We start from the raw sequence: 20,186 nt of genomic DNA, 5'->3' as shown, positions 1-20,186 counted from the left end.
TGCGCAGGAGACATCCCGTCTCGGGCGCCCAGACCAGGAGACGCCTCATGAAACCCGGTATCCATCCCAACTATCGTCCCGTGCTGTTCCACGACACCACTTCGGACACCTACTTCCTGATCCGCTCCACCGCCGAGAGCGACCGTACCCAGGAATACGAAGGCGAGACCTATCCCTACATCAGCCTCGACGTATCCAGCGCCTCGCACCCCATCTATACCGGTGAGCAGCGCCAGATGAAGGTCGAAGGTCGGGTCTCCAGCTTCAACAAGAAGTTTGCCGGCTTCCCGGGCGGCAACAGCAAGTAAGCCCCTCGCGAGCAGCGCGCCGGCTCAGCGCGCGCTGCTGACCCCTTCCAGGGTGGCGAAGGAGGTGTCCTTGGCGGTCAGCAGGAAATCCTGCATGAAGGGCGCCTCCAGCATGTCTTCGCGGATCGCCGCATAGAGCCCTTTCTCGCCCAGCCGCCGCGCGGTCACATAGCCGCGCGAGCTGTACTCGTGGATCGCCCAGTTGGGCAGGCAGCAGACGCCACGCCCCGAGGCCACCAGCTGCAGCATCATCACCGTCATCTCCGCCGTGCGCACCGACAGCGGCTCGACATCGGCCGGATCGAGGAAGCGGGTGAAGATATCCAGCCGATCGCGCTCCACCGGATAGGTGATCTGCGTTTCCTGGGCGAGATCCTCGGGGACGATATAGGGCCGCTGCGCCAGCGGATGCTGGTTAGCTACCGCGAGCAGGGCCTCGTAGGTGAACAGCGGCACATAGGTCACCCCCGAGAGGTCGACCGGATCGGCCGTCACCACCAGGTCCAGATCGCCACGGGCCAGCGCCGGCAGGGGCGCGAAGGAAAAGCCGGAGGCCAGGTCCAGCTCCACTTCCGGCCAGGAATCACGAAACTGGTCAATGGTCGGCATCAGCCACTGGAAGCAGCTGTGGCATTCGATGGCCATGTGCAGGCGACCCGCCGTACCCCCGACCAGACGCGCCAGGTCCCGCTCGGCACTGCGCAGGTGCGGCAACACCGCGTCTGCGGTCTGCAGCAGCCGCAGGCCGGCACTGGTGAAGCGAATGGGTTTGGTCTTGCGGATGAACAGCGGGGTCCCCAGGCGCTCTTCCAGTTCCTTGAACTGATGGGAGAGCGCGGACTGGGTCAGGTGCAATCGCTCTGCGGCTTCCACCAGGCTGGAGGATTCACGGAGAGCATGCAGGGTTTTCAGGTGACGGAGTTCGAACATGGCGCTGGTACTGGAGACAAAGGCGCATCATGAAGACTTTTCATGGTGCTGCCTATGCTCTGACGCCTCTGGCCAGTCCTTGCCGGTTCGATTGCCGGGTGAGTTCCGACCGTCCCCGAGCGGATTGCCCACTCGGAGACAACTCTTCCCGGGTCTCAGGCCGCGTTGCTGCCCTTGGTGGCCTGGGCCGGTTCCGACTGCGCCAGGAAGTCTTCCAGGGCCGTCCGCTCGGCGTCGGTGAACACCAGGCCCAGCTTGGTCCGCCGCCAGAGCACGTCATCGGCGCGAGTGACCCACTCGTGACGCTGCAGGTATTCCACCTCACGCACATGCAGATCGGCGCCTAGCACCGCACCCAGCTCCTCCACGGAGCGCGCATCGCCCAGCAGGGTCCAGACGCGGCTGCCGTAGGTGGTCGCCCAGCGTTGTGCCAGGGCGGGCGTCAGGCCGCTGACCTTGTCCAGCAATTCGCGGGTCAGCGCCTGGGGCGTAGTCATCTGCTCGCCACCGGGCAGCGGTGCCGACGCGGTCCAGCTGTTGCCCAGCTGCGGAAAGAAAGGCTGCAGCTGCGCCATGGCCGATTCGGCCAGCTTGCGGTAGGTGGTCAGCTTGCCACCGAACACCGACAGCAGCGGCGCGCCCTGTTCCTCGGCCAGCGACAGGGTGTAGTCACGGGTGATGGCCGAGGGGTTGTCCGATTCGTCGTCGCACAGCGGGCGCACACCGGAAAAGGTGTGCAGCACATCGTCGCGGCTGAGCTGCTTGCGGAAGTGGGCGTTGGCCACACCGAGGACGTAGTCGATTTCCTGGTCGGTGATGGTCACCTTGGCCGGATCGCCCTGGTACTCGCGATCCGTGGTCCCCACCATGGTGTACTGGCCGAGGTAGGGGATGGCGAAGACGATACGGCGGTCTTCGTTCTGCATGATGTAGGCCTGCTCGCCTTCGTACAGCTTGGGCACGATGACGTGGCTGCCCTGGATCAGGCGGATGCCATAGGGCGACTTCTGCTGCAGGTCCTGGCGGATGAAGCTGGCGACCCAGGGGCCGGCGGCATTGACCAGGCCCTTGGCGCGGATCTGCTGGCGGCCCTGGGGCCCCTCGACCTCGACTTCCCAGTGACCCTCGACGCGCCGGGCGCTGACGCAGCGGGTGCGGGTGAGGATGTCGGCACCCTTGTCGCGCGCCTGCATGGCGTTGAGCACCACCAGGCGGGCGTCGTCCACCCAGCAATCGGAATATTCGAAGCCGCGCTTGATCTGGGCCTTGAGCGGCCCCTGGGCATCGAACTTCAGGCCACGGGAGCCCGGCAGCTTTTCGCGCTTGCCGAGGTGGTCATAAAGGAAGAGACCGGCACGGATCATCCAGGCCGGACGCAGGTGCGGACGGTGGGGCAGGACGAAGCGCATCGGCTTGACGATATGGGGCGCCTTGGCCAGCAGCACCTCACGCTCGGCGAGGGCTTCGCGCACTAGGCGGAATTCGTGATGTTCCAGGTAGCGCAAGCCACCATGGATCAGCTTGCTGCTGGCGGAAGAGGTATGGCTCGCCAGGTCGTCGCGTTCACAGAGAAACACCGACAGACCCCGACCGGCTGCATCGGCCGCGATGCCTACACCGTTGATGCCACCGCCGATGACGGCGAGATCGTAAGTCCGGGGAGTTGCAGTGGGTGCCTGGGCCATGATGCCTCCTGTGAAACGAACATAATTATTCGGTTTCGAACATAATAGCCCAGCAAAAACTCAGGTTCTAGCCAAGCCTGTGGCTTAAGACCGCTAAAACGAAAAAAAACGAATATAGACAGAGGCGAGGCGACGAATGGTCGTCGCCTCGAGGGATCAGCGCGGACGCGCCACTTCGACCTTGACCTGCCACTCGCGCAGGCAGCGCGCGAAGGCCGGAGAAGGCTCCTGCTCCGTGAACAGCTGGTCGATCTGTTCCAGGCTGCCAAGGCGAATCATGGCGTTGCGGCCGAACTTGCTGGAGTCGGCGGCGAGAAACACCTGGCGGGCGTTATGGATGATGGCCTGGGAGACGCAGACTTCCTGGTAGTCGAAGTCCAGCAGGGTGCCGTCTTCGTCGATGCCACTGATGCCGACCAGGGCGTAGTCGACCTTGAACTGCTTGATGAAGTCGGCCGTGGCCTGGCCCACCACGCCGCCATCGCTGCGCACCTTGCCGCTGGCGATCAGCACGTCGAAGTCGTCCTTGGCGCTGAGGATGTTGGCCACGTGCAGATTGTTGGTGATGACCTTGAGGCTGCGATGCCCGAGCAGGGCATGGGCGATGGCCTCGGTTGTGGTGCCGATGTTGATGAACAGCGAGGCGTGGTCGGGCACGGCAGCGGCTACGGCTTCGGCGATCAGGCGCTTTTCCTCGCGCATCTGGCCCGCTCTCATGCTGTATTCGGTGTTTTCCACGCTGGAGTCATGGGCGGCGCCCCCGTGGTAGCGCCGTAGCAGCCCGGCTTCGGCAAGCTGATTGATGTCACGACGGATCGTCTGGGGGGTGACGGAGAAATGCTGGGCCAGCTCTTCGATGCTGACGTAGCCGCGCTCACGGACCAGTTCGAGAATCTGCTGTTGGCGAGGCGCCAGGCTCATTACGGCTTCCTTGAGGTGATCGAGTAAATTCACAGAGGATGCCGTAGCTCTATCCAGGTGGAAAGCGCTTGTCGCGCAAAGCAAGACCGGCGTCGGAAGACGCCGGCCTGGTGGGGGAGCCTTGCGGGAGGCGGCCCGGCAGGTGCCGGTCGCCTCCCGGTCGGATTCGACTCAGTCCAGCGCCCAGCCACGGGTACGCTCGACGGCTTTCTTCCAGCCCTTGTACAGGGTGTCTCTCTTGGTCGGATCACAGGCCGGTTCGAATACGCGCTCGATGGTGCTCTTGCTGCGCAACTCGTCCAGGCTGCTCCAGAAGCCGGTGGCGAGACCGGCCAGGTAGGCCGCGCCGAGGGCGGTGGTCTCCTTCATTTCCGGCCGCTCGACCCGGGTGCCGAGCACGTCCGACTGGAACTGCATGAGGAAGTTGTTGGCGGTGGCGCCGCCGTCCACCCGCAGGGACTTCAGGGCTTCGCCGGCGTCCTGCTGCATGGCATCCAGCACATCGCGGGTCTGGAAGGCGATGGATTCCAGGGTGGCGCGAATGATGTGGTCCACCTTGACGCCGCGGGTCAGGCCGAACAGCGCGCCGCGGGCATAGGGATCCCAGTAGGGCGCGCCCAGGCCGGTGAAGGCCGGGACCAGGTAGACGCCGTTGCTGTCGGTCACCTTGGTGGCGAAATACTCGGAATCCAGGGAATCGTTGATCACCTTGAGTTCGTCACGCAGCCACTGGACGGTGGAGCCGCCGTTGAAGATGGCGCCTTCCAGGGCGTAGTTGACCTCGCCGCGGGGACCGCAGGCGATGGTGGTCAGCAGGCCGTGCTGGGACTGCACCGCCTTCTCGCCGGTGTTCATCAGCAGGAAGCATCCGGTGCCATAGGTGTTCTTGGCCTGGCCCGGCTCCACGCACATCTGGCCGAACAGGGCCGCCTGCTGGTCGCCGGCGATACCGGCGATGGGGATGCCGGTGGTCTGGCCGCTGCCCAGGTGCGCCTGGCCATAGACCTCGGAAGAAGACTTCACCTCAGGCAGCATCTCGCGCGGGATGTCCAGCACCTCGAGCATGGTGGCGTCCCACTCGCGCTTGTGGATATCGAACAGCAGGGTGCGCGAGGCGTTGGTGTAGTCGGTCACATGGGCCTGACCCTGGGTCATCTTCCAGATCAGCCAGGTGTCCACGGTGCCGAACAGCAGTTCGCCGCGACGGGCGCGTTCACGGCTGCCTTCGACGTGGTCGAGGATCCACTTGATCTTGGTGCCCGAGAAATAGGGGTCGATCACCAGGCCGGTGGTCTTGCGGATATGGTCTTCCATGCCGTCGCGCTTGAGCTGGTCGCAGATCGCGGTGCTCTGGCGGCTCTGCCAGACGATGGCGTTGTAGATGGGACGACCGGTGGTCTTGTCCCAGACGATGGCGGTTTCACGCTGATTGGTGATGCCGATGGCAGCGATCTGCTCGTTGCTGATGCTGGCCTGGGCCAGGGCCTCGACGAACACCGCGCTCTGGGTGGCCCAGATCTCCATGGGATCGTGCTCGACCCAGCCGGCCTGCGGATAGATCTGCGCGAATTCGCGCTGGGCGATGGTCACCACATTGGCATTGCGGTCCAGCACGATGGCGCGCGAACTGGTGGTGCCCTGGTCGAGCGCGACGATGTACTGCTTGTTCTGGTCGGTCATGGTCTTGTTCCTTATTGTGATTCGCGGCGATCAGGACGCTTTGGAGGCGGAGGTCACTTCGGTGCGGGCACTGTCCTGGGCCTTGGCCGGAACGTCGCAGGCACCGGAGGCCAGGCCGGGCAGATGGCGGCAGATCAGCGCCTTGTAACCGGCGGCGCCCAGGCAGGCACCGACGATAGGGCCGAAGATGGGCACCAGGAAGTAGGGGATGTCACGGCCACCGGTGAAGGCGATCTCGCCCCAGCCGGCAAAGAAGGTCATCAGCTTGGGTCCGAAATCCCGCGCCGGGTTCATGGCGAAGCCGGTCAGCGGGCCCATGGAGCCGCCGATCACGGCGATCAGCAGGCCGATCAGCAGGGGCGCGAGCGGGCCGCGGGGCAGACCGTTGCCGTCGTCGGTGAGGGCCATGATCATGGCCAGCAGGATCGCGGTGATGACGGCTTCGACGAGGAACGCCTGGCCAATCGACAGGGAAGGATGGGGATAGGTGGAGAAGACGCCGGCCAGCTCCAGGCTCGCCTGGCTGCCGCGGACCATGTTGTGGGCCTGTTCATAATCGAAAAACAGGCTGCTGTAGAGGCCGTAGACCAGAGCCGCGCCGCAGAAGGCACCGGCGACCTGAGCCAGGATGTAGGCCGGCACCTTGCGTCTTTCGAAGCCGCCGAACAGCCAGAGGGCGATGGTGACGGCCGGGCTGAGATGCGCGCCGGAGACCCCGGCGGACAGGTAGACCGCCATGCTCACACCCACGCCCCAGATGATGCTGATTTCCCACAGGCCGAGGGTGGCACCGCCGACCTTCGCGGCCGCCACGCAACCTGTGCCGAAAAAGATGAGGAGGGCTGTGCCGAGGAATTCGGCGATGCATTGACCGCGTAGCGTTGGAGCGAGAAGAGTACTCATGGAGGAGCCTCGTGGTTGTTGTATTTATAGGTGGCCGGGGAGCCATTTGTTCGCAACCGAAAATCTAATTTCAAATATGAAAACTGTCAAAGCTCCTGAGCGCAAAAACAGTGACGACGTTCGACAATTCATTGCCGATGCGACGCCGCCTGCTATTTTGGTCATAGGACTTCTGGCGACAACCGGCCCGTTGGCAGGTCTCAAGAGGTAGCCGTCGCGGCCAGGGATCATCAGGGGTCTGGTGCCCGCGCGACGGCGACGCTCGCTGTTTTTCTTCTTCTGCTCAGGTAGCGCGCATGCCCCTAGAATTTCATCAGGTCGATGCCTTCACCGATCAGCCCTTTCGCGGCAATCCCGCCGCGGTCTACCGCCTGGACAGCTGGCCAGCCGACGAGCTGCTGCAGCGGATCGCCACCGAGCACAATCTTTCGGAAACCGCCTTCGTAGTGCAGGAGGGAGATACCTGGCGCATCCGCTGGTTTACCCCGCGGACCGAGGTGCCCCTGTGTGGCCATGCCACTCTGGCCGCGGCGCATGTCCTGTTCGAGGTGTATGGCGAGGCGGGCGACCGCCTGGCGTTCATCAGCCAGTCGGGCGTTCTGCGCGTGTTTCGCGAAGTGGACGGCCTGCTGGCGCTGGATTTCCCTGCGCTAGTGCCCACGGAGCTGGGGGTGACCCCCGAACTGGAGCGTGCCCTGCGGGTATCGCCGGTGGATGCCCTGGCGGCGGACAAGCTGCTGGTGCTGCTGGAATCGGAACAGGCGGTACGGGACTGCAAGCCGGATCTGGCGGCCATCGCCCGGCTGCCCTGGCAGGGCGTCATCGTGACCGCGCGTGGCCAGGAGGTCGACTTCGTGTCGCGCTTCTTCGCCCCGGCGGTGGGCGTGGATGAGGATCCCGTCACCGGTTCGGCGCATTGCAGCCTGATTCCCTACTGGTCGCGGCGACTGGCCAAGCGGATGCTCACCGCCCAGCAGCTTTCGGCGCGGGGTGGGCAGCTCAGGTGTCGGCTGGAAGGGGATAGGGTCAGCATCGCCGGACGCGCGGTAACGGTCATGCGCGGGCAGTTGCTGCTGTGATGGTGAGACCTCGGCGGCCAGGGTGCCGCCGAGGCCTTCGGCTCCGGATCAGGCGTGCAGTGGCGGCTTGATGAGGAATTCGAGCAGCGCCTTCTGGGCATGCAGGCGATTTTCGGCTTCGTCCCAGACCACGGCGCGCGGGTCGTCCAGCAGGGTATGGCTGATCTCTTCGCCGCGGTGCGCCGGCAGGCAATGCATGAAGAGGACATCCGGCGCGGCGCCATCGAGCAGCTCGGCAGTGACCTGATAGGGCTTGAAGGCTGCCAGGCGCAGGCGGGTTTCCTCTTCCTGGCCCATGGAGGTCCAGACGTCGGTGCTGACCAGGTGCGCCTGGGCCACGGCCTCGCGCGGATCCCGGGTCAACCGGACGCGCTCGCCGGCACGTTCGAGAAAGCGCGGATTGGGCTCGTAGCCTTCCGGGCAGGCGATGCGCAGATTGAAGTCGAGTTGTTCGGCCGCTTCGATATAGCTGTTGCACATGTTGTTGCCGTCGCCGATCCAGGCCACGGTCTTGCCACGGATATCGCCGCGGTGCTCGAAGAAGGTCTGCATGTCCGCCAGCAGCTGGCAGGGGTGCAGATCGTCCGACAGGCCATTGATCACCGGCACCTGGGAATGGGCGGCGAAGGTGGTCAGCATCTCGTGGGCGTAGGTGCGGATCATCACGCCGTCGAGCATGCTCGACATGACGCGAGCGCTGTCCGGGACGGGCTCGCCACGGCCGAGCTGGGTGTCCCGAGACGAGAGGAAGATCGCCTGGCCACCGAGCTGGATCATGCCGGCCTCGAAGGAGAGGCGGGTGCGGGTGGAGGCCTTCTCGAAGATCATGCCCAGGACGCGATTGCGCAGGGGCTCATGCAGCACGCCCCTGTTACGCAGGGCCTTGAGCTCGATGCCGCGTGCGATGAGTTGCCGGAGTTCCTCGGGGGAACAGTCCATGAAAGAAAGAAAGTGGCGAACCGTCATTTCGTTACCCTAGCGTCCCGTCCCGGTAACGGCCGTCCATGGAGGGCGCGGCGAACCTGAGAGCATGCCGTTTCAAACGGCGGAAAGACCAAAGGCGAAATGGTATAAGTTCATGTCGCATTTTACCACCATCCCAGCCTAGGCCCTTCGTTTCGAGCGGCTAGCCTGGGACGGGGTAGCGAAGGGGCGGTGCCTTACAGCAGGTCAGCGGGGACGTTGCCGCCGTTGTCGGCCAGCTTCTGCAGAACGGCCTTGTGCAGCCACATGTTCATCTGGGCGGAGTCGCCCATCTTGTCGGCGGGGCAGTTCAGTTCCTTGGCCAGCTCCTGGCGGGCGGTCAGGCTGCTGTCCAGGTCGAGCAGCTTGAGCAGGTCGACGATGGAGGTCTTCCAGTTGAGCTGTTCGCCTTTCTGGGCGGCCAGACCGTCAAGCTTGGCGGCGACGTCCACCTGGCTCATGGGGGTGGCGCCGGTCGGGGCGGCCGGGCTGCCGGCGGGTGCGGCGGTATCGGTCGCGCCGGTGGTGGGCGCAGCGGCGGGGGTATCCGCATGGGCTTCACCAATGCCGAGCTTCGAGAGGATCTTGCTGAACAGGCTCATGGAGTTCTCCTGGGTCTTGGATCAGGCGCACCGAGCGACGCCTACCCTTAACCTGACCACGGCCCGGGCGCCAAAGTTTTGCCTGGCGCCGCTCGGGATGGTCATGGTGCTGGCGAACGGCCGGGTCGGAACGTGGTCGATTGCCAGGTCGAGCCGCGCCTGTCACGGGCTGGACGTCGCGGAAATCCCGGCGTTCCACCGGCCTTTCCGTTACAATCGTCCCACCGTATTAGCGAGGTGCATCGTGGACATCATCGATACCATCAAAGACCAGATTGCCAACAATCCCGTGCTGCTCTACATGAAGGGTTCGCCGAACGCGCCTCAGTGCGGCTTCTCTTCCCGTGCCGCTCAGGTGCTGATGGCCTGTGGCGAGAAATTCGCCTACGTCGACATCCTGCAGAATCCGGAAATCCGCGCCAATCTGCCCAAGTACGCCAACTGGCCGACCTTCCCCCAGCTGTGGGTCGGCGGTGAACTGGTCGGCGGCAGCGATATCCTCGCCGAACTTTACGAGAAGGGCGAATTGCAGACCCTGATCAAGCAAGCCGTGGAAACCAAGGACGCCTGAGTCCCTGGTCCATAAAAAAAAGCCCGCAACGTGCGGGCTTTTTTGTGGGCGTCTGCCCGATCAATCGTCGTCGTCGTGCATCTGCGACTGGATGTAGTTCTCGATCCCGACACTGGCAATGAGGCTCAGCTGGGTTTCCAGCCAGTCGATGTGCTCTTCCTCGGATTCGAGAATGTCCTTGAGCATGTCGCGGCTGACGTAGTCCCGTACGCTTTCGCAGTAGGTGATGGCTTCACGCAGATCGGCCACGGCGCTGATTTCCAGGCGCAGGTCGCACTGGATCATCTCCTGGGTATTCTCGCCGATCATCAGCTTGCCCAGGTCCTGCAGATTGGGCAGGCCTTCCAGGAACAGGATGCGCTCGATCAGGCGATCGGCGTGCTTCATCTCGTCGATGGATTCCTTGTACTCGTGATGGCCGAGTTTGCGGATACCCCAGTCGTTGTACATCCGCGAATGCAGGAAGTACTGGTTGATGGCCACCAGTTCGTTGCCGAGGATCTTGTTCAAATGCTGGATGACGGTGATATCGCCTTTCATGGCCGGACCTACGAATGGGGTGGGATTGCCGGCAGTCTGAGCGTGGAACAGCCCTTTGTCAAAAGCTTAAGTTGTTGAAAAATCGACGAAAATCGAACGGTAATCGGAAGCTTTTCCATCCTTTCCGTAAGCGTTTGATTAGACAATAAAAAAGCCGGACCCAGGGTCCGGCTTTTTTTACAGGGCTTGCGCTCAGGCGCGCGGCACGTCCAGCGCGTAGGCGAGCTGCTGGGCGCCGTGCAGTTCGCCGAGGGTTTCCTTGACCACCTGCTTGGCCAGGCAGGCGCACTTGCCGCACTGGGTGGCGCAACCGGTGCTTTCCCGAACTTCCCGATAACTGCAGCAGCCCTCGTAGATGGCTTCACGAATCTGCTTGTCGGTCACGCCACGGCAAAGACACACGTACATGGATCGCCTGCTGTATGAGTGGAGGTGCCGCCAAAGCTAATGACAATGAGAATGATTGTCAAAGTTGTAGGCGGCAAAATCTCATCAAAGGCAGGATCGGCGACGGACGGTCAGTCGAGATCGACCCAGCCACCCATCTCCCGCCAGCGATTGACGATGCCGCAGAACAGCTCGGCGGTCTTCTCGGTGTCGTAGCGGGCGGAGTGGGCTTCGCGGTTATCGAATTCGATGCCGGCCGCCTGACAGGCCTTGGCCAGCACCGTCTGGCCATAGGCCAGGCCGGCGAGGGTCGCGGTATCGAAGCTGGAGAAGGGGTGGAAGGGATTGCGCTTCAGGCCGCAGCGCAACACCGCGGCATTGAGGAAGCCCAGGTCGAAGCTGCTGTTGTGGCCGACCAGGATGGCCCTCTTGCAGCCGCTGGACTTGAGCGACTTGCGCACGCCCTTGAAGATCTCGCTGAGCGCCTGCTCTTCACCCACCGCCATGCGCAGCGGATGGTCGAGCTTGATGCCGGTGAATTCCAGCGCCGCCGCCTCGATGTTGGCGCCGGCGAAGGGTTCGACGCGGAAGAAGTAGGTGTGATCCGGATAGAGCACGCCTTCCTCGTCCATGGCCACGGTGGTGGCGGCGATTTCCAGCAGGGCATCGGTGGCGGCGTTGAAGCCGCCGGTCTCGACATCCACCACCACCGGCAGGTAGCCGCGGAAGCGGCGGGCCATGGGGATGCGCGAGTCGGACATCGGCTGGCTGGCGTCCAGTTCGTCGCTGAAGGTCTCGTCCATGCTCATGCACCCACCTCCAGGCGCCAGCGCAGGGTCTCGCCGGCGCGCAGCGGAATCACCTCGTGGTCACCGAAGGGCAGGGAAGCCGGCGCCTGCCAGTCCTCGCGCACCAGGGTGACGGTTTCGGCATTGCGCGGCAGGCCGTAGAAATCGGCACCGAAGTGGCTGGCGAAGCCTTCCAGGCGGTCGAGGGCATCGCGGCTCTCGAACGCCTCGGCATAGAGCTCCAGGGCGCCATAGGCGGTATAGCAGCCGGCGCAGCCGCAGGCCGCTTCCTTGGCGTGACGCGCGTGGGGCGCCGAATCGGTGCCTAGGAAGAACTTGGGATTGCCGCTGGTGGCGGCGTCCAGCAGGGCGCTCTGGTGGGTGTTGCGCTTGAGGATCGGCAGGCAGTAGAAGTGCGGCCGGATCCCGCCCACCAGCATGTGGTTGCGGTTGTACAGCAGGTGGTGGACGGTGATGGTGGCGCCGACGTTGGCCGGGGCCTCGCGCACGAAGGCGGCGGCGTCACCGGTGGTGATGTGCTCGAACACCACCTTGAGCGTCGGGAAGCGCTGGACGATGCGCACCAGGTGCTCGTCGATGAATTTCTTCTCGCGGTCGAAGACGTCCACCTCGGCGTGGGTGACCTCGCCGTGCACCAGCAGCGGCAGGCCGATCTCGGCCATGGCTTCCAGCGTCGGGAAGAGATTGTCCAGCGAGGTCACGCCGGAATCGGAGTTGGTGGTGGCGCCGGCCGGATAGAGCTTGGCGGCATGCACGAAGCCACTGGCCTTGGCGGCGCGGACGTCTTCCGGGCTGGTGCGGTCGGTGAGATAGAGCACCATCAGCGGTTCGAAGCGGCTGCCGGCCGGGCGTGCCGCCAGGATGCGCTCGCGATAGGCGGCGGCCTGCTCGGCATTGCGCACCGGCGGTACCAGGTTGGGCATGACGATGGCGCGACCGAATTCCCGGGCGGCGTCGGCGACGGTCTGCTGCAGGGCGGCGCCGTCGCGCAGGTGAATGTGCCAGTCATCGGGACGGGCAAGGGTGATCCGGTCGGTCATGCGGGATTCCAGGCTGCGGGAAAGTAGGGAAATGCTACCGGAAAAGGGGGTAGCCGGCACCCGTGCGGCGGGACCGCGCTCAAGTTTTCCGCGCCCTCGACCGATAAGAACCCCAGGTACTTTTTCTTTCCGGAGTCCGACGTGCGCCCGCGTTACCTCTTCCTTTCCTGTCTGCTGCTCGCCGTGCCGGCCTGGGGGATGACCTTCCAGAGCCGGCTCGAGAGCGTGGAATGGAAGGTGGAGGGTGACATCTTCGCCTGTCGTCTGCTGCAGCCTATCCCGCGCTTCGGCAGTGGTGGCTTCCTGCGCCGCGCGGGCGAGTCCACGGTGTTCGAACTGCGGCCCAATGGCCAGTGGTTGCCGGCGGGCAGCGCCAGCCTGAAGGCGGCGGCGGTGCCCTGGAAGCCGGGGCTGGGCGATATCAGCCTTGGCTCGGTCAAGGTGGTTGAGGGCGAGCAGGCGCTGGCCACCAGCGCGCAGCAGGCGCAGCGCCTGCTGGCGGGGCTGATGGAGGGGCGCATGCCCCAGGTGAGTCGCTCGGGGGCCCTGGACGACCGCGTCGAGGTGCGACTGTTGCCAGTGCGCTTCGAACCGGCCTACCAGCAATTCCAGGCCTGCACCCAGAAGCTGCTGGCGGTCAACTTCGAGCAGATCCGCCATTCCCAGGTCAATTTTCCGGGCGGTGGCGATACTCTCGACGACCTCGCCAAGGCCAAGCTCGACCTCATCGACGAATACCTGAACGCCGATCCGACGGTCAATCATGTCATCGTCTCCGGCTACAGCGACAACCAGGGCACCCGCCTGGACAACCGCCAGGAATCGCGGCTGCGCGCCATCGCGGTGATGGAGTACCTCAAGAGCAAGGGCTTCGCCGCGGAGCAGATCGAATTGCGCTTCTTTGGCGAGCAGTACCCCGTGGCGCCCAACACCAGCAAGGCCAATCGCGCGCTCAACCGCCGGGTGACCCTGGTGTTCTCGCGGGTCCCGCCGAGCGGCGAGCCGCCGGCTGCGCCAGCCACCAGTACCGCGGCCAATCCGGCCGAATCGCCGGCGCCCACCCCGGCACCGCTGGCCAAGCCCAAGGGCTGATCCGCCCCGACCGCATGTCGCCCAGACATCAGAGTGCGTCGCGCCCCTGTAAAAGCAGCGAGGCGACCAGTAGAATTGTCGCTTTCCGACTCAACGCAATACACGGGAGCGAACGGCATGGCGGATGTGAAGAAGGTAGTCCTGGCGTATTCCGGCGGCCTGGACACCTCGGTGATCCTCAAGTGGCTGCAGGATACCTATAACTGCGAAGTGGTGACCTTCACCGCTGACCTCGGCCAGGGCGAGGAAGTCGAACCGGCCCGTGCCAAGGCCAAGGCCATGGGCGTCAAGGAAATCTACATCGACGACCTGCGCGAAGAATTCGTCCGCGACTTCGTCTACCCGATGTTCCGTGCCAATACCGTCTACGAAGGCGAGTACCTGCTGGGTACCTCCATCGCCCGTCCGCTGATCGCCAAGCGCCTGATCGAGATCGCCAACGAGACCGGCGCCGACGCCATCTCCCACGGCGCCACCGGCAAGGGCAACGACCAGGTGCGCTTCGAGCTGGGCGCCTACGCCCTCAAGCCGGGCGTCAAGGTGATCGCGCCCTGGCGCGAGTGGGACCTGCTGTCCCGCGAGAAGCTGATGGACTACGCCGAAAAGCATCAGATCCCGATCGAGCGCCACGGCAAGAAGAAGTCGCCGTACTCCATGGATGCCAACCTGCTGCACATCTCCTACGAGGGCGGCGTGCTGGAAGACACCTGGACCGAGCACGAAGAAGACATGTGGCGCTGGACCAAGTCGCCGGAAGCCGCGCCGGATACCCCGACCTATCTCGAGCTGACCTACCGCAACGGTGACATCGTCGCCATCGACGGCAAGGAGCTGAGCCCGGCCACCGTGCTGGCCGAACTGAACCGCATCGGCGGCGAGAACGGCATCGGTCGCCTGGACATCGTCGAGAACCGCTATGTGGGCATGAAGTCCCGTGGCTGCTACGAGACCCCCGGTGGCACCATCATGCTCAAGGCCCACCGCGCCATCGAGTCCATCACCCTCGACCGCGAGGTGGCCCACCTCAAGGACGAGCTGATGCCCAAGTACGCCAGCCTGATCTACACCGGCTACTGGTGGAGCCCCGAGCGGCTGATGCTGCAGCAGATGATCGACGCCTCCCAGGCCAACGTGAACGGCGTGGTGCGCCTGAAGCTGTACAAGGGCAACGTCATCGTCGTCGGCCGCAAGTCCGACGAGTCGCTGTTCGACGCCAACATCGCCACCTTCGAAGAAGACGGCGGCGCCTACAACCAGGCGGACGCGGCGGGCTTCATCAAGCTCAACGCCCTGCGCATGCGCATCGCCGCAGGCAAGGGCCGCACCCTGCTGTAAGGGTCGCCCCGCACGACAGAACCCCAGCCTCGGCTGGGGTTTTTTATGGCTTACAGATCGAAGTCGTACTCGGAAATCTGCCGCTTCAGGCGGCGCTCTTCGAGCATGTTGTCGATCAGCCGCCGCTTGGTCAGGTTGGTCTTGCTGACGACGGGTTCGACGGTCTCGGGCGCTTCGCCATCGGTCTCGAAATCATCGTCTACATCGATATCGCTTTTGTCTTCGGCCATTGGTAACTCCTGCAAGGCTGGACAGGATCACACGCACTCATCGACAGGGCTGCGGGACCTTTTCGCGCACCTTATAACGACAAAGCAGGGGCCGGTAAAAAAGATTTTTTCAATCGCCAAAGGGCTTTGACAGGCCCTTTTTCAATCGTCAGAGGTTTTCGCCTTGTATTCGCAGAGATCCTCGATCCGGCAGCTGCCGCAGCGGGGCTTGCGCGCCTGGCAGACATAGCGGCCGTGCAGGATCAGCCAGTGGTGGGCATCCAGCAGGAAATCCTTGGGCACCACCTTGAGCAGCTTGAGTTCGACCTCCACCACGTTCTTGCCGGGTGCCAGATTGGTTCTGTTGCTGACCCGGAAGATATGGGTGTCCACCGCCATGGCGAGCTGGCGGAAGGCGGTGTTGAGCACCACGTTGGCGGTCTTGCGGCCCACGCCGGGCAGCGCCTCCAGTTCCTCGCGGGTCTGGGGCACCTCGCCGCCATGGCGCTCCAGCAGCAGCCGGCAGGTCTCGATGACGTTCTTGGCCTTGCTGTTGTAGAGGCCGATGGTCTTGATGTACTCCGACAACCCCTCCACGCCCAGGTCCAGGATGGCCTGGGGGGTGTTGGCCACCGGATAGAGGCGGGCGGTGGCCTTGTTGACGCTGACATCGGTGGCCTGGGCGGAGAGGATCACCGCGATCAGCAACTCGAACGGCGAGGCGTAGGCCAGTTCCGTCTTGGGATCGGGATTGTCCTCGTGCAGGCGGCGAAAGATCTCCAGGCGTTTGGCGGCGTTCATGGGCTGTTCGGGTTTTCCAGTGCGGCGAGACGGTGGGCAGCCTGCTGAGCGGCGCCGCGCAGGGCAGCCAGTTGAGCGCTCTGCTCGGGGGTGGGCGCGCTACCGAAGGCGCGCTCGGCCTTGGTCAGCTGGGCACGCGCCAGGGTGGCGGCGATGCGTGCCTGCTTGAGGGCGGCGGGGTCGGTGGCTGGCGTCGCCAGGGCCGGCGCCCTGGCGGTGGCCGCTCCACGCTGCGCGCTGTCCAGGGCCACCTGGGCCTGCTCGGCGGCTTCGCGCAGTTGCTGCACCTGGGCCTCCAGGGCCGGTGTGCCGTACTGCGCCAGTTGCCGTTCGGCCTTTTGCAGGGCGACCCGGGCCATGGCGGCGGCGATCTTCAAGGGTTTGAGCGCAGCGTCCGCGGTGGCCGGCGTCTCCGCCGGCGTGCTGACTGCAGGAGGCACCTGCCGCCGCTGGCGTTCGGCCTCCAGGCGCTCGCGGTCGCGCTGCAGGCGCGCTTGGCGGGCGTCGAAGCGGCGGCGGTAGTACTGCGCGCGGCGACGCTCCGCCGGGCGATCGACCGGGGCCGGTACCGCCACCAGGTCGATGCAGTCCACCGGGCAGGGTGCCAGACACAGTTCACAACCGCTGCATTCGCTCTCGATGACGGTGTGCATCAGCTTGGCTGCGCCAAGGATGGCGTCGGTGGGGCAGACCTGGATGCACTTGGTGCAGCCGATGCAGTCGGCCTCGCGAATCACCGCACGCTGGCTGGGCGTCACCGGGTAGGGCGAGTCCAGAGGCAGCGCCGGACGCTGGAGCAGCGCCGAAAGCTCGAGGATGGTGGCGGTGCCGCCGGGTGGGCACTTGTTGTGCGCTTCGCCCGCGGCGATGCCCGCCGCATAGGGCTGGCAACCGGGATGGCCGCACTTGCCGCACTGGGTCTGCGGCAAGAGGGCGTCGATGGCGGTGATGAGGGTAGGTTGAGCGTTCATGGCTTGCACTTGAAAGGACGGCGCCCTGGGGCGCCGTCGCTATCACATCACCCGCTGGCCGGGCTTGGCGCCGCTGTCGGGGCTGAGCAGGTGGATCTCGCTGCCGCCGGGGCCGGCGGCCAGGACCATGCCTTCGGAGACGCCGAACTTCATCTTGCGCGGCGCCAGGTTGGCAACGTACAGGGTCAGGCGGCCTTCGAGCTGGCTCGGCTCCGGGTAGGCGCTCTTGATGCCGGAGAAGACGTTGCGCTTGGCATCGCCGATGTCCAGGGTCAGTCGCAGCAGCTTGTCGGCGCCCTCGACGAACTCGGCCTTCTCGATCAGGGCGATGCGCAGATCGACCTTGGAGAAGGTGTCGAAGTCGATGGTCTCGGCCAGCGGGGCCTTGGTCAGTTCGCCGTTGCCGGTGGGCTGGGGTGCGGCCTGGGCGGCCAGGTCTTCCTTGGAAGCGTCGATCATGGTCTGCACCTTGGCGGGTTCGATGCGGGTGAGCAGGGGCTGGAAGGCATTGAGCTGATGATTGGCCAGGCGCGTGTCCAGGTCGGCCCAGGTCAGGGGGGCGACATTGAGGAAGCTCTCGGCGGCAGCGACCAGGTTGGGCAGCACCGGCTTGAGCAGGATCGCCAGCTGGCGGAAGAGCTCGATGCCCTGGGCGCAGATGGCCTGGACCTCATCCTGCTTACCGTCCTGCTTGGCCAGACTCCAGGGCGCCTTATCGGCGATCCAGGCGTTGGCGCGATCGGCCAGGGCCATGATCTCGCGCATGGCGCGGCCGAAGTCGCGGGTCTCATAGGCCTCGGCGATGCTCGGCGCGGCGGCGCGGAAGGCGGCTTCCAGCTCGGGCGCGGCCTGGGCGTCCACCAGCAGGCCGGCGTTGCCCTTGTGAATGAAGCCGGCGCAGCGGCTGGCGATGTTGACCACCTTGCCCACCAGGTCGGAGTTGACCTTCTGCACGAAGTCTTCGAGGTTCAGGTCGATGTCTTCGACGTGGCGCGAGAGCTTGGCGGCGAAGTAGTAGCGCAGGTACTCGGGATTGAGGTGATCCAGGTAGGTGCGCGCCTTGATGAAGGTGCCACGGGACTTGGACATCTTCTGGCCGTCGACGGTAAGGAAGCCGTGGACGTTGAGCGCGGTCGGCTTGCGGTAGCCGGCGCCTTCGAGCATGGCCGGCCAGAACAGCGCGTGGAAGTTGACGATGTCCTTGCCGATGAAGTGGTACAGCTCGGCGCTGCTGTCCTTGTTCCAGAAGGCGTCGAAATCCAGGTCGTCGCGGCGATCGCAGAGATTCTTGAAGCTGGCCATGTAGCCGATGGGGGCATCCAGCCAGACATAGAAGTACTTGCCCGGGGCGTCGGGGATCTCGAAGCCGAAGTAGGGCGCATCCCGGGAGATGTCCCACTCCTGCAGGCCGGCGTCCAGCCACTCGGCGATCTTGTTGGCGACCGATTCCTGCAGGGCGCCGCCGCGAGTCCAGCCCTTGAGCATCTCGGTGAAATCGGGGAGCTTGAAGAAGAAGTGCTCGGATTCGCGCAGCACCGGGGTCGCGCCGGAGATGGCCGACTTGGGATCCTTCAGCTCGGTGGGCGCATAGGTGGCGCCGCACTTCTCGCAGTTGTCGCCGTACTGGTCGGCGCTGCCGCACTTGGGACAGGTGCCCTTGATGAAGCGATCGGCCAGGAACATCTGCTTGTCCGGGTCGAAATACTGGGTGACCGGACGGGTGGCGATGTGGCCGTTTTCGCGCAGCTTCAGGTAGATGGCGCGCGACAGCTCGCGATTCTCTTCCGCATGGGTGGAATGGAAGTTGTCGAAGGCCACGCCGAAGTCGGCGAAATCGGCGCTGTGCTCGCGCTTGACGTTGTCGATCAGCTGTTCGGGCGTTATGCCCTCACGCTCGGCGCGCAGCATGATGGCCGAGCCGTGGGCGTCGTCGGCGCAGACATAGAGGCACTGGTTGCCGCGCAGCCGCTGAAAGCGCGCCCAGATGTCGGTCTGGATGTACTCGACCATGTGGCCGAGGTGGATGGAGCCGTTGGCATAGGGCAGGGCGCTGGTGACAAGAATCTTGCGGGGCTCGGTCATGGTCTTGGCTGGATCGCGACGCTGATAAGGTGACCGACCATCATAGCGAAATGGCCGGTCGGTTTCATCCGTGGGGATGGGCGGGTGCAGGTCCGGACTTAGAGATCCGCCAGCTGCCAATACAGGGCACTGACCATGGCGGCACCCAGGGCGGCGCTGCGGGCACCGTTCCAGCCGACGTCCGGGCGGGGATCGTTGGCGTTGTCCTTGAACGGCAGCTCCAGGGTCAGCGCCAGGCAGCCATGGGTATGACCGACGTACTTGGTGGCGAGCTTCAGGGTCTCGCTGCCGAAATGACCGCGGGGATAGCCGTACTGGGTCTGGAAGTCCGGACTGGCGCGCTGGAAGCGCTGCAGGAAGGCCCGTTGCTCGGCTTCCTCGCGCTCGCCGAAGTTGGGCAGGCCGTTGCAGCCGTCGACGAAGACATAGGGCAGGGCTTCGTCACCGTGGATGTCGAGGAACAGATCGCAGCCGCTCGCCGCGATGGCCCGGCGTACCGCCAGCACCTCGGGACTGCGTCCTTCGTCCGGCTCCAGCCATTCCCGGTTGAGGTTGGCACCGGCGGCGTTGGTGCGCAGATTGCCCAGGGCCGAACCATCGGGATTCATGTTCGGCACCACGTGCAGCACCGCGTGCTCCAGCAGCTTGCCGCCCACCGGATCGCCCTGGTGTTCGCCCAGGCCCAGCAGCCGGCGCAGCAGGCCTTCGACGAACCACTCGGCCATGGGCTCGCCGGGGTGCTGGCGGGCGATGATCCAGATGTTCTTCTTGCCGACGCCCGGCGTGCCGATGCGCAGCAGGTCCAGCGAACGTCCCAGCAGCGAACGGCCGACGGTTTCCAGACGGACGGCGGGATGCCGCTGGGCTTCGCCCATGAAGGCCAGGTGGCGGCTCTCCGGATAGGGCTCGAAATAGGCGAAGAACAGGCTGTCGTGCTCCGGGGTGACCGTCCAGCTCAGGGTCTTGCCGTCATAGCGGCTGGGGATGCGGAACCACTGCTGGCCGCAATAGCTGGCCACCACCCCATAGTCGCGCCAACCTTCGGGGTAGGCGCACTCGCCGGCGTTGTCGAAGCTCAGTTGGCAGGGCAGGCCGCGGGCGCCTTCGAGACGGAAATGGAACCACTGGGTGAAGGGCGAGGCGGTGTCCGGGCGGATGCGCAGGCGGATGTCGGCGTGGTCGGCCAGGGACAGCACCTCGACGGCGCCGCTGTCGAAGGTGGAACTGATGTGCAGGGAAGAGGCGTTCACGCAGGGCTCCACGGGCGAGGGGAAAGCC

21 protein-coding genes are annotated in these 20,186 nt (G+C 64.8%); 5 read left to right on the top strand and 16 right to left on the bottom strand.

The window, feature by feature from the left end:
• The first annotated feature begins 47 nt into the window (after positions 1-47).
• Positions 48-308: a type B 50S ribosomal protein L31 gene (locus POR01S_RS22535; protein ID WP_007162739.1), complete on the top strand. Its 261-nt coding sequence runs from the start codon at positions 48-50 to the stop codon at positions 306-308.
• Between the two features lie 24 nt (positions 309-332).
• On the opposite strand, the gene metR is transcribed toward POR01S_RS22535, so the two are convergent.
• From metR to POR01S_RS22510, 5 genes are all read right to left on the bottom strand, one after another.
• Positions 333-1,238, bottom strand: a complete 906-nt coding sequence (gene metR, locus POR01S_RS22530) for a transcriptional regulator MetR (RefSeq protein ID WP_042138463.1) — start codon at positions 1,236-1,238, stop codon at positions 333-335.
• Between the two features lie 155 nt (positions 1,239-1,393).
• On the bottom strand, positions 1,394-2,923 hold the full coding sequence (gene glpD / locus POR01S_RS22525) for a glycerol-3-phosphate dehydrogenase (protein ID WP_042138461.1): 1,530 nt from the start codon (positions 2,921-2,923) through the stop codon (positions 1,394-1,396).
• A 156-nt stretch (positions 2,924-3,079) separates the two neighbouring features.
• Positions 3,080-3,844 carry a DeoR/GlpR family DNA-binding transcription regulator gene (locus POR01S_RS22520; RefSeq protein ID WP_007162742.1) on the bottom strand — a complete coding sequence of 255 codons (765 nt, stop codon included), beginning with the start codon at positions 3,842-3,844 and terminating at the stop codon, positions 3,080-3,082.
• Positions 3,845-4,015: 171 nt separating this feature from the next.
• Positions 4,016-5,524: a glycerol kinase GlpK gene (gene glpK / locus POR01S_RS22515; RefSeq protein ID WP_027597604.1), complete on the bottom strand. Its 1,509-nt coding sequence runs from the start codon at positions 5,522-5,524 to the stop codon at positions 4,016-4,018.
• Positions 5,525-5,554: 30 nt separating this feature from the next.
• Positions 5,555-6,427, bottom strand: coding sequence for an MIP/aquaporin family protein (locus tag POR01S_RS22510; protein ID WP_042138459.1), 873 nt, complete (start codon positions 6,425-6,427; stop codon positions 5,555-5,557).
• Between the two features lie 296 nt (positions 6,428-6,723).
• Here POR01S_RS22510 and POR01S_RS22505 point away from each other — a divergent pair, with 296 nt between their 5' ends.
• Complete coding sequence (locus POR01S_RS22505) at positions 6,724-7,506, top strand: PhzF family phenazine biosynthesis protein (protein WP_007162745.1); 783 nt, start codon at positions 6,724-6,726, stop codon at positions 7,504-7,506.
• Positions 7,507-7,554: 48 nt separating this feature from the next.
• Here POR01S_RS22505 and argF read toward each other — a convergent pair whose 3' ends face one another.
• Both argF and POR01S_RS22495 read right to left on the bottom strand, forming a co-directional pair.
• Complete coding sequence (gene argF / locus POR01S_RS22500) at positions 7,555-8,472, bottom strand: ornithine carbamoyltransferase (RefSeq protein ID WP_007162746.1); 918 nt, start codon at positions 8,470-8,472, stop codon at positions 7,555-7,557.
• Positions 8,473-8,666: 194 nt separating this feature from the next.
• Entirely contained in the window at positions 8,667-9,071 is a 405-nt protein-coding gene (locus POR01S_RS22495) for a DUF3597 domain-containing protein (protein ID WP_007162747.1), read from the bottom strand.
• Between the two features lie 244 nt (positions 9,072-9,315).
• On the opposite strand from POR01S_RS22495, the gene grxD reads away from it, so the two are divergent.
• Positions 9,316-9,642, top strand: coding sequence for a Grx4 family monothiol glutaredoxin (gene grxD / locus POR01S_RS22490; RefSeq protein WP_007162748.1), 327 nt, complete (start codon positions 9,316-9,318; stop codon positions 9,640-9,642).
• Between the two features lie 60 nt (positions 9,643-9,702).
• On the opposite strand, the gene bfr is transcribed toward grxD, so the two are convergent.
• From bfr to pyrC, 4 genes are all read right to left on the bottom strand, one after another.
• A complete protein-coding gene (gene bfr / locus POR01S_RS22485) occupies positions 9,703-10,182 on the bottom strand; it encodes a bacterioferritin (RefSeq protein WP_027597606.1) in 480 nt (159 codons plus the stop codon).
• 192 nt (positions 10,183-10,374) lie between these two features.
• Positions 10,375-10,590, bottom strand: a complete 216-nt coding sequence (locus tag POR01S_RS22480) for a bacterioferritin-associated ferredoxin (protein WP_007162750.1) — start codon at positions 10,588-10,590, stop codon at positions 10,375-10,377.
• A 110-nt stretch (positions 10,591-10,700) separates the two neighbouring features.
• Entirely contained in the window at positions 10,701-11,372 is a 672-nt protein-coding gene (gene rnt, locus POR01S_RS22475) for a ribonuclease T (protein ID WP_371099723.1), read from the bottom strand.
• A 2-nt stretch (positions 11,373-11,374) separates the two neighbouring features.
• Positions 11,375-12,418, bottom strand: coding sequence for a dihydroorotase (gene pyrC / locus POR01S_RS22470; RefSeq protein ID WP_042138456.1), 1,044 nt, complete (start codon positions 12,416-12,418; stop codon positions 11,375-11,377).
• 141 nt (positions 12,419-12,559) lie between these two features.
• Here pyrC and POR01S_RS22465 point away from each other — a divergent pair, with 141 nt between their 5' ends.
• Both POR01S_RS22465 and POR01S_RS22460 read left to right on the top strand, forming a co-directional pair.
• The gene (locus tag POR01S_RS22465) at positions 12,560-13,510 is read left to right on the top strand and encodes a flagellar protein MotY (protein WP_042138454.1); all 951 of its coding nucleotides are present in this window, start codon (positions 12,560-12,562) and stop codon (positions 13,508-13,510) included.
• A 117-nt stretch (positions 13,511-13,627) separates the two neighbouring features.
• Complete coding sequence (locus POR01S_RS22460; RefSeq protein ID WP_007162754.1) at positions 13,628-14,845, top strand: argininosuccinate synthase; 1,218 nt, start codon at positions 13,628-13,630, stop codon at positions 14,843-14,845.
• A 50-nt stretch (positions 14,846-14,895) separates the two neighbouring features.
• Here the strand turns inward: POR01S_RS22460 and POR01S_RS22455 are convergent, their stop codons facing one another.
• The 5 genes from POR01S_RS22455 to POR01S_RS22435 form a co-directional block, all read right to left on the bottom strand.
• On the bottom strand, positions 14,896-15,075 hold the full coding sequence (locus tag POR01S_RS22455; RefSeq protein ID WP_007162755.1) for a PA3496 family putative envelope integrity protein: 180 nt from the start codon (positions 15,073-15,075) through the stop codon (positions 14,896-14,898).
• 141 nt (positions 15,076-15,216) lie between these two features.
• Complete coding sequence (gene nth / locus POR01S_RS22450) at positions 15,217-15,855, bottom strand: endonuclease III (RefSeq protein WP_042138452.1); 639 nt, start codon at positions 15,853-15,855, stop codon at positions 15,217-15,219.
• Positions 15,852-16,826: an RnfABCDGE type electron transport complex subunit B gene (locus POR01S_RS22445; RefSeq protein ID WP_027601304.1), complete on the bottom strand. Its 975-nt coding sequence runs from the start codon at positions 16,824-16,826 to the stop codon at positions 15,852-15,854. The genes nth and POR01S_RS22445 overlap by 4 nt, the downstream gene beginning before the upstream one ends.
• Before the next feature lie 42 nt (positions 16,827-16,868).
• The gene (gene metG, locus POR01S_RS22440) at positions 16,869-18,908 is read right to left on the bottom strand and encodes a methionine--tRNA ligase (RefSeq protein WP_042138450.1); all 2,040 of its coding nucleotides are present in this window, start codon (positions 18,906-18,908) and stop codon (positions 16,869-16,871) included.
• 98 nt (positions 18,909-19,006) lie between these two features.
• Positions 19,007-20,158, bottom strand: coding sequence for a M14 family metallopeptidase (locus POR01S_RS22435; RefSeq protein ID WP_042138448.1), 1,152 nt, complete (start codon positions 20,156-20,158; stop codon positions 19,007-19,009).
• Positions 20,159-20,186 lie beyond the last annotated feature (28 nt).

Origin of the sequence: Pseudomonas oryzihabitans NBRC 102199, from assembly GCF_000730625.1 — a bacterium.
Taxonomy (GTDB): Bacteria; Pseudomonadota; Gammaproteobacteria; order Pseudomonadales; family Pseudomonadaceae; genus Chryseomonas; species Chryseomonas oryzihabitans.
The sequence above is the reverse complement of the archived record's forward strand: the minus strand, read 5'-3'. Positions and strand labels throughout refer to the sequence as shown.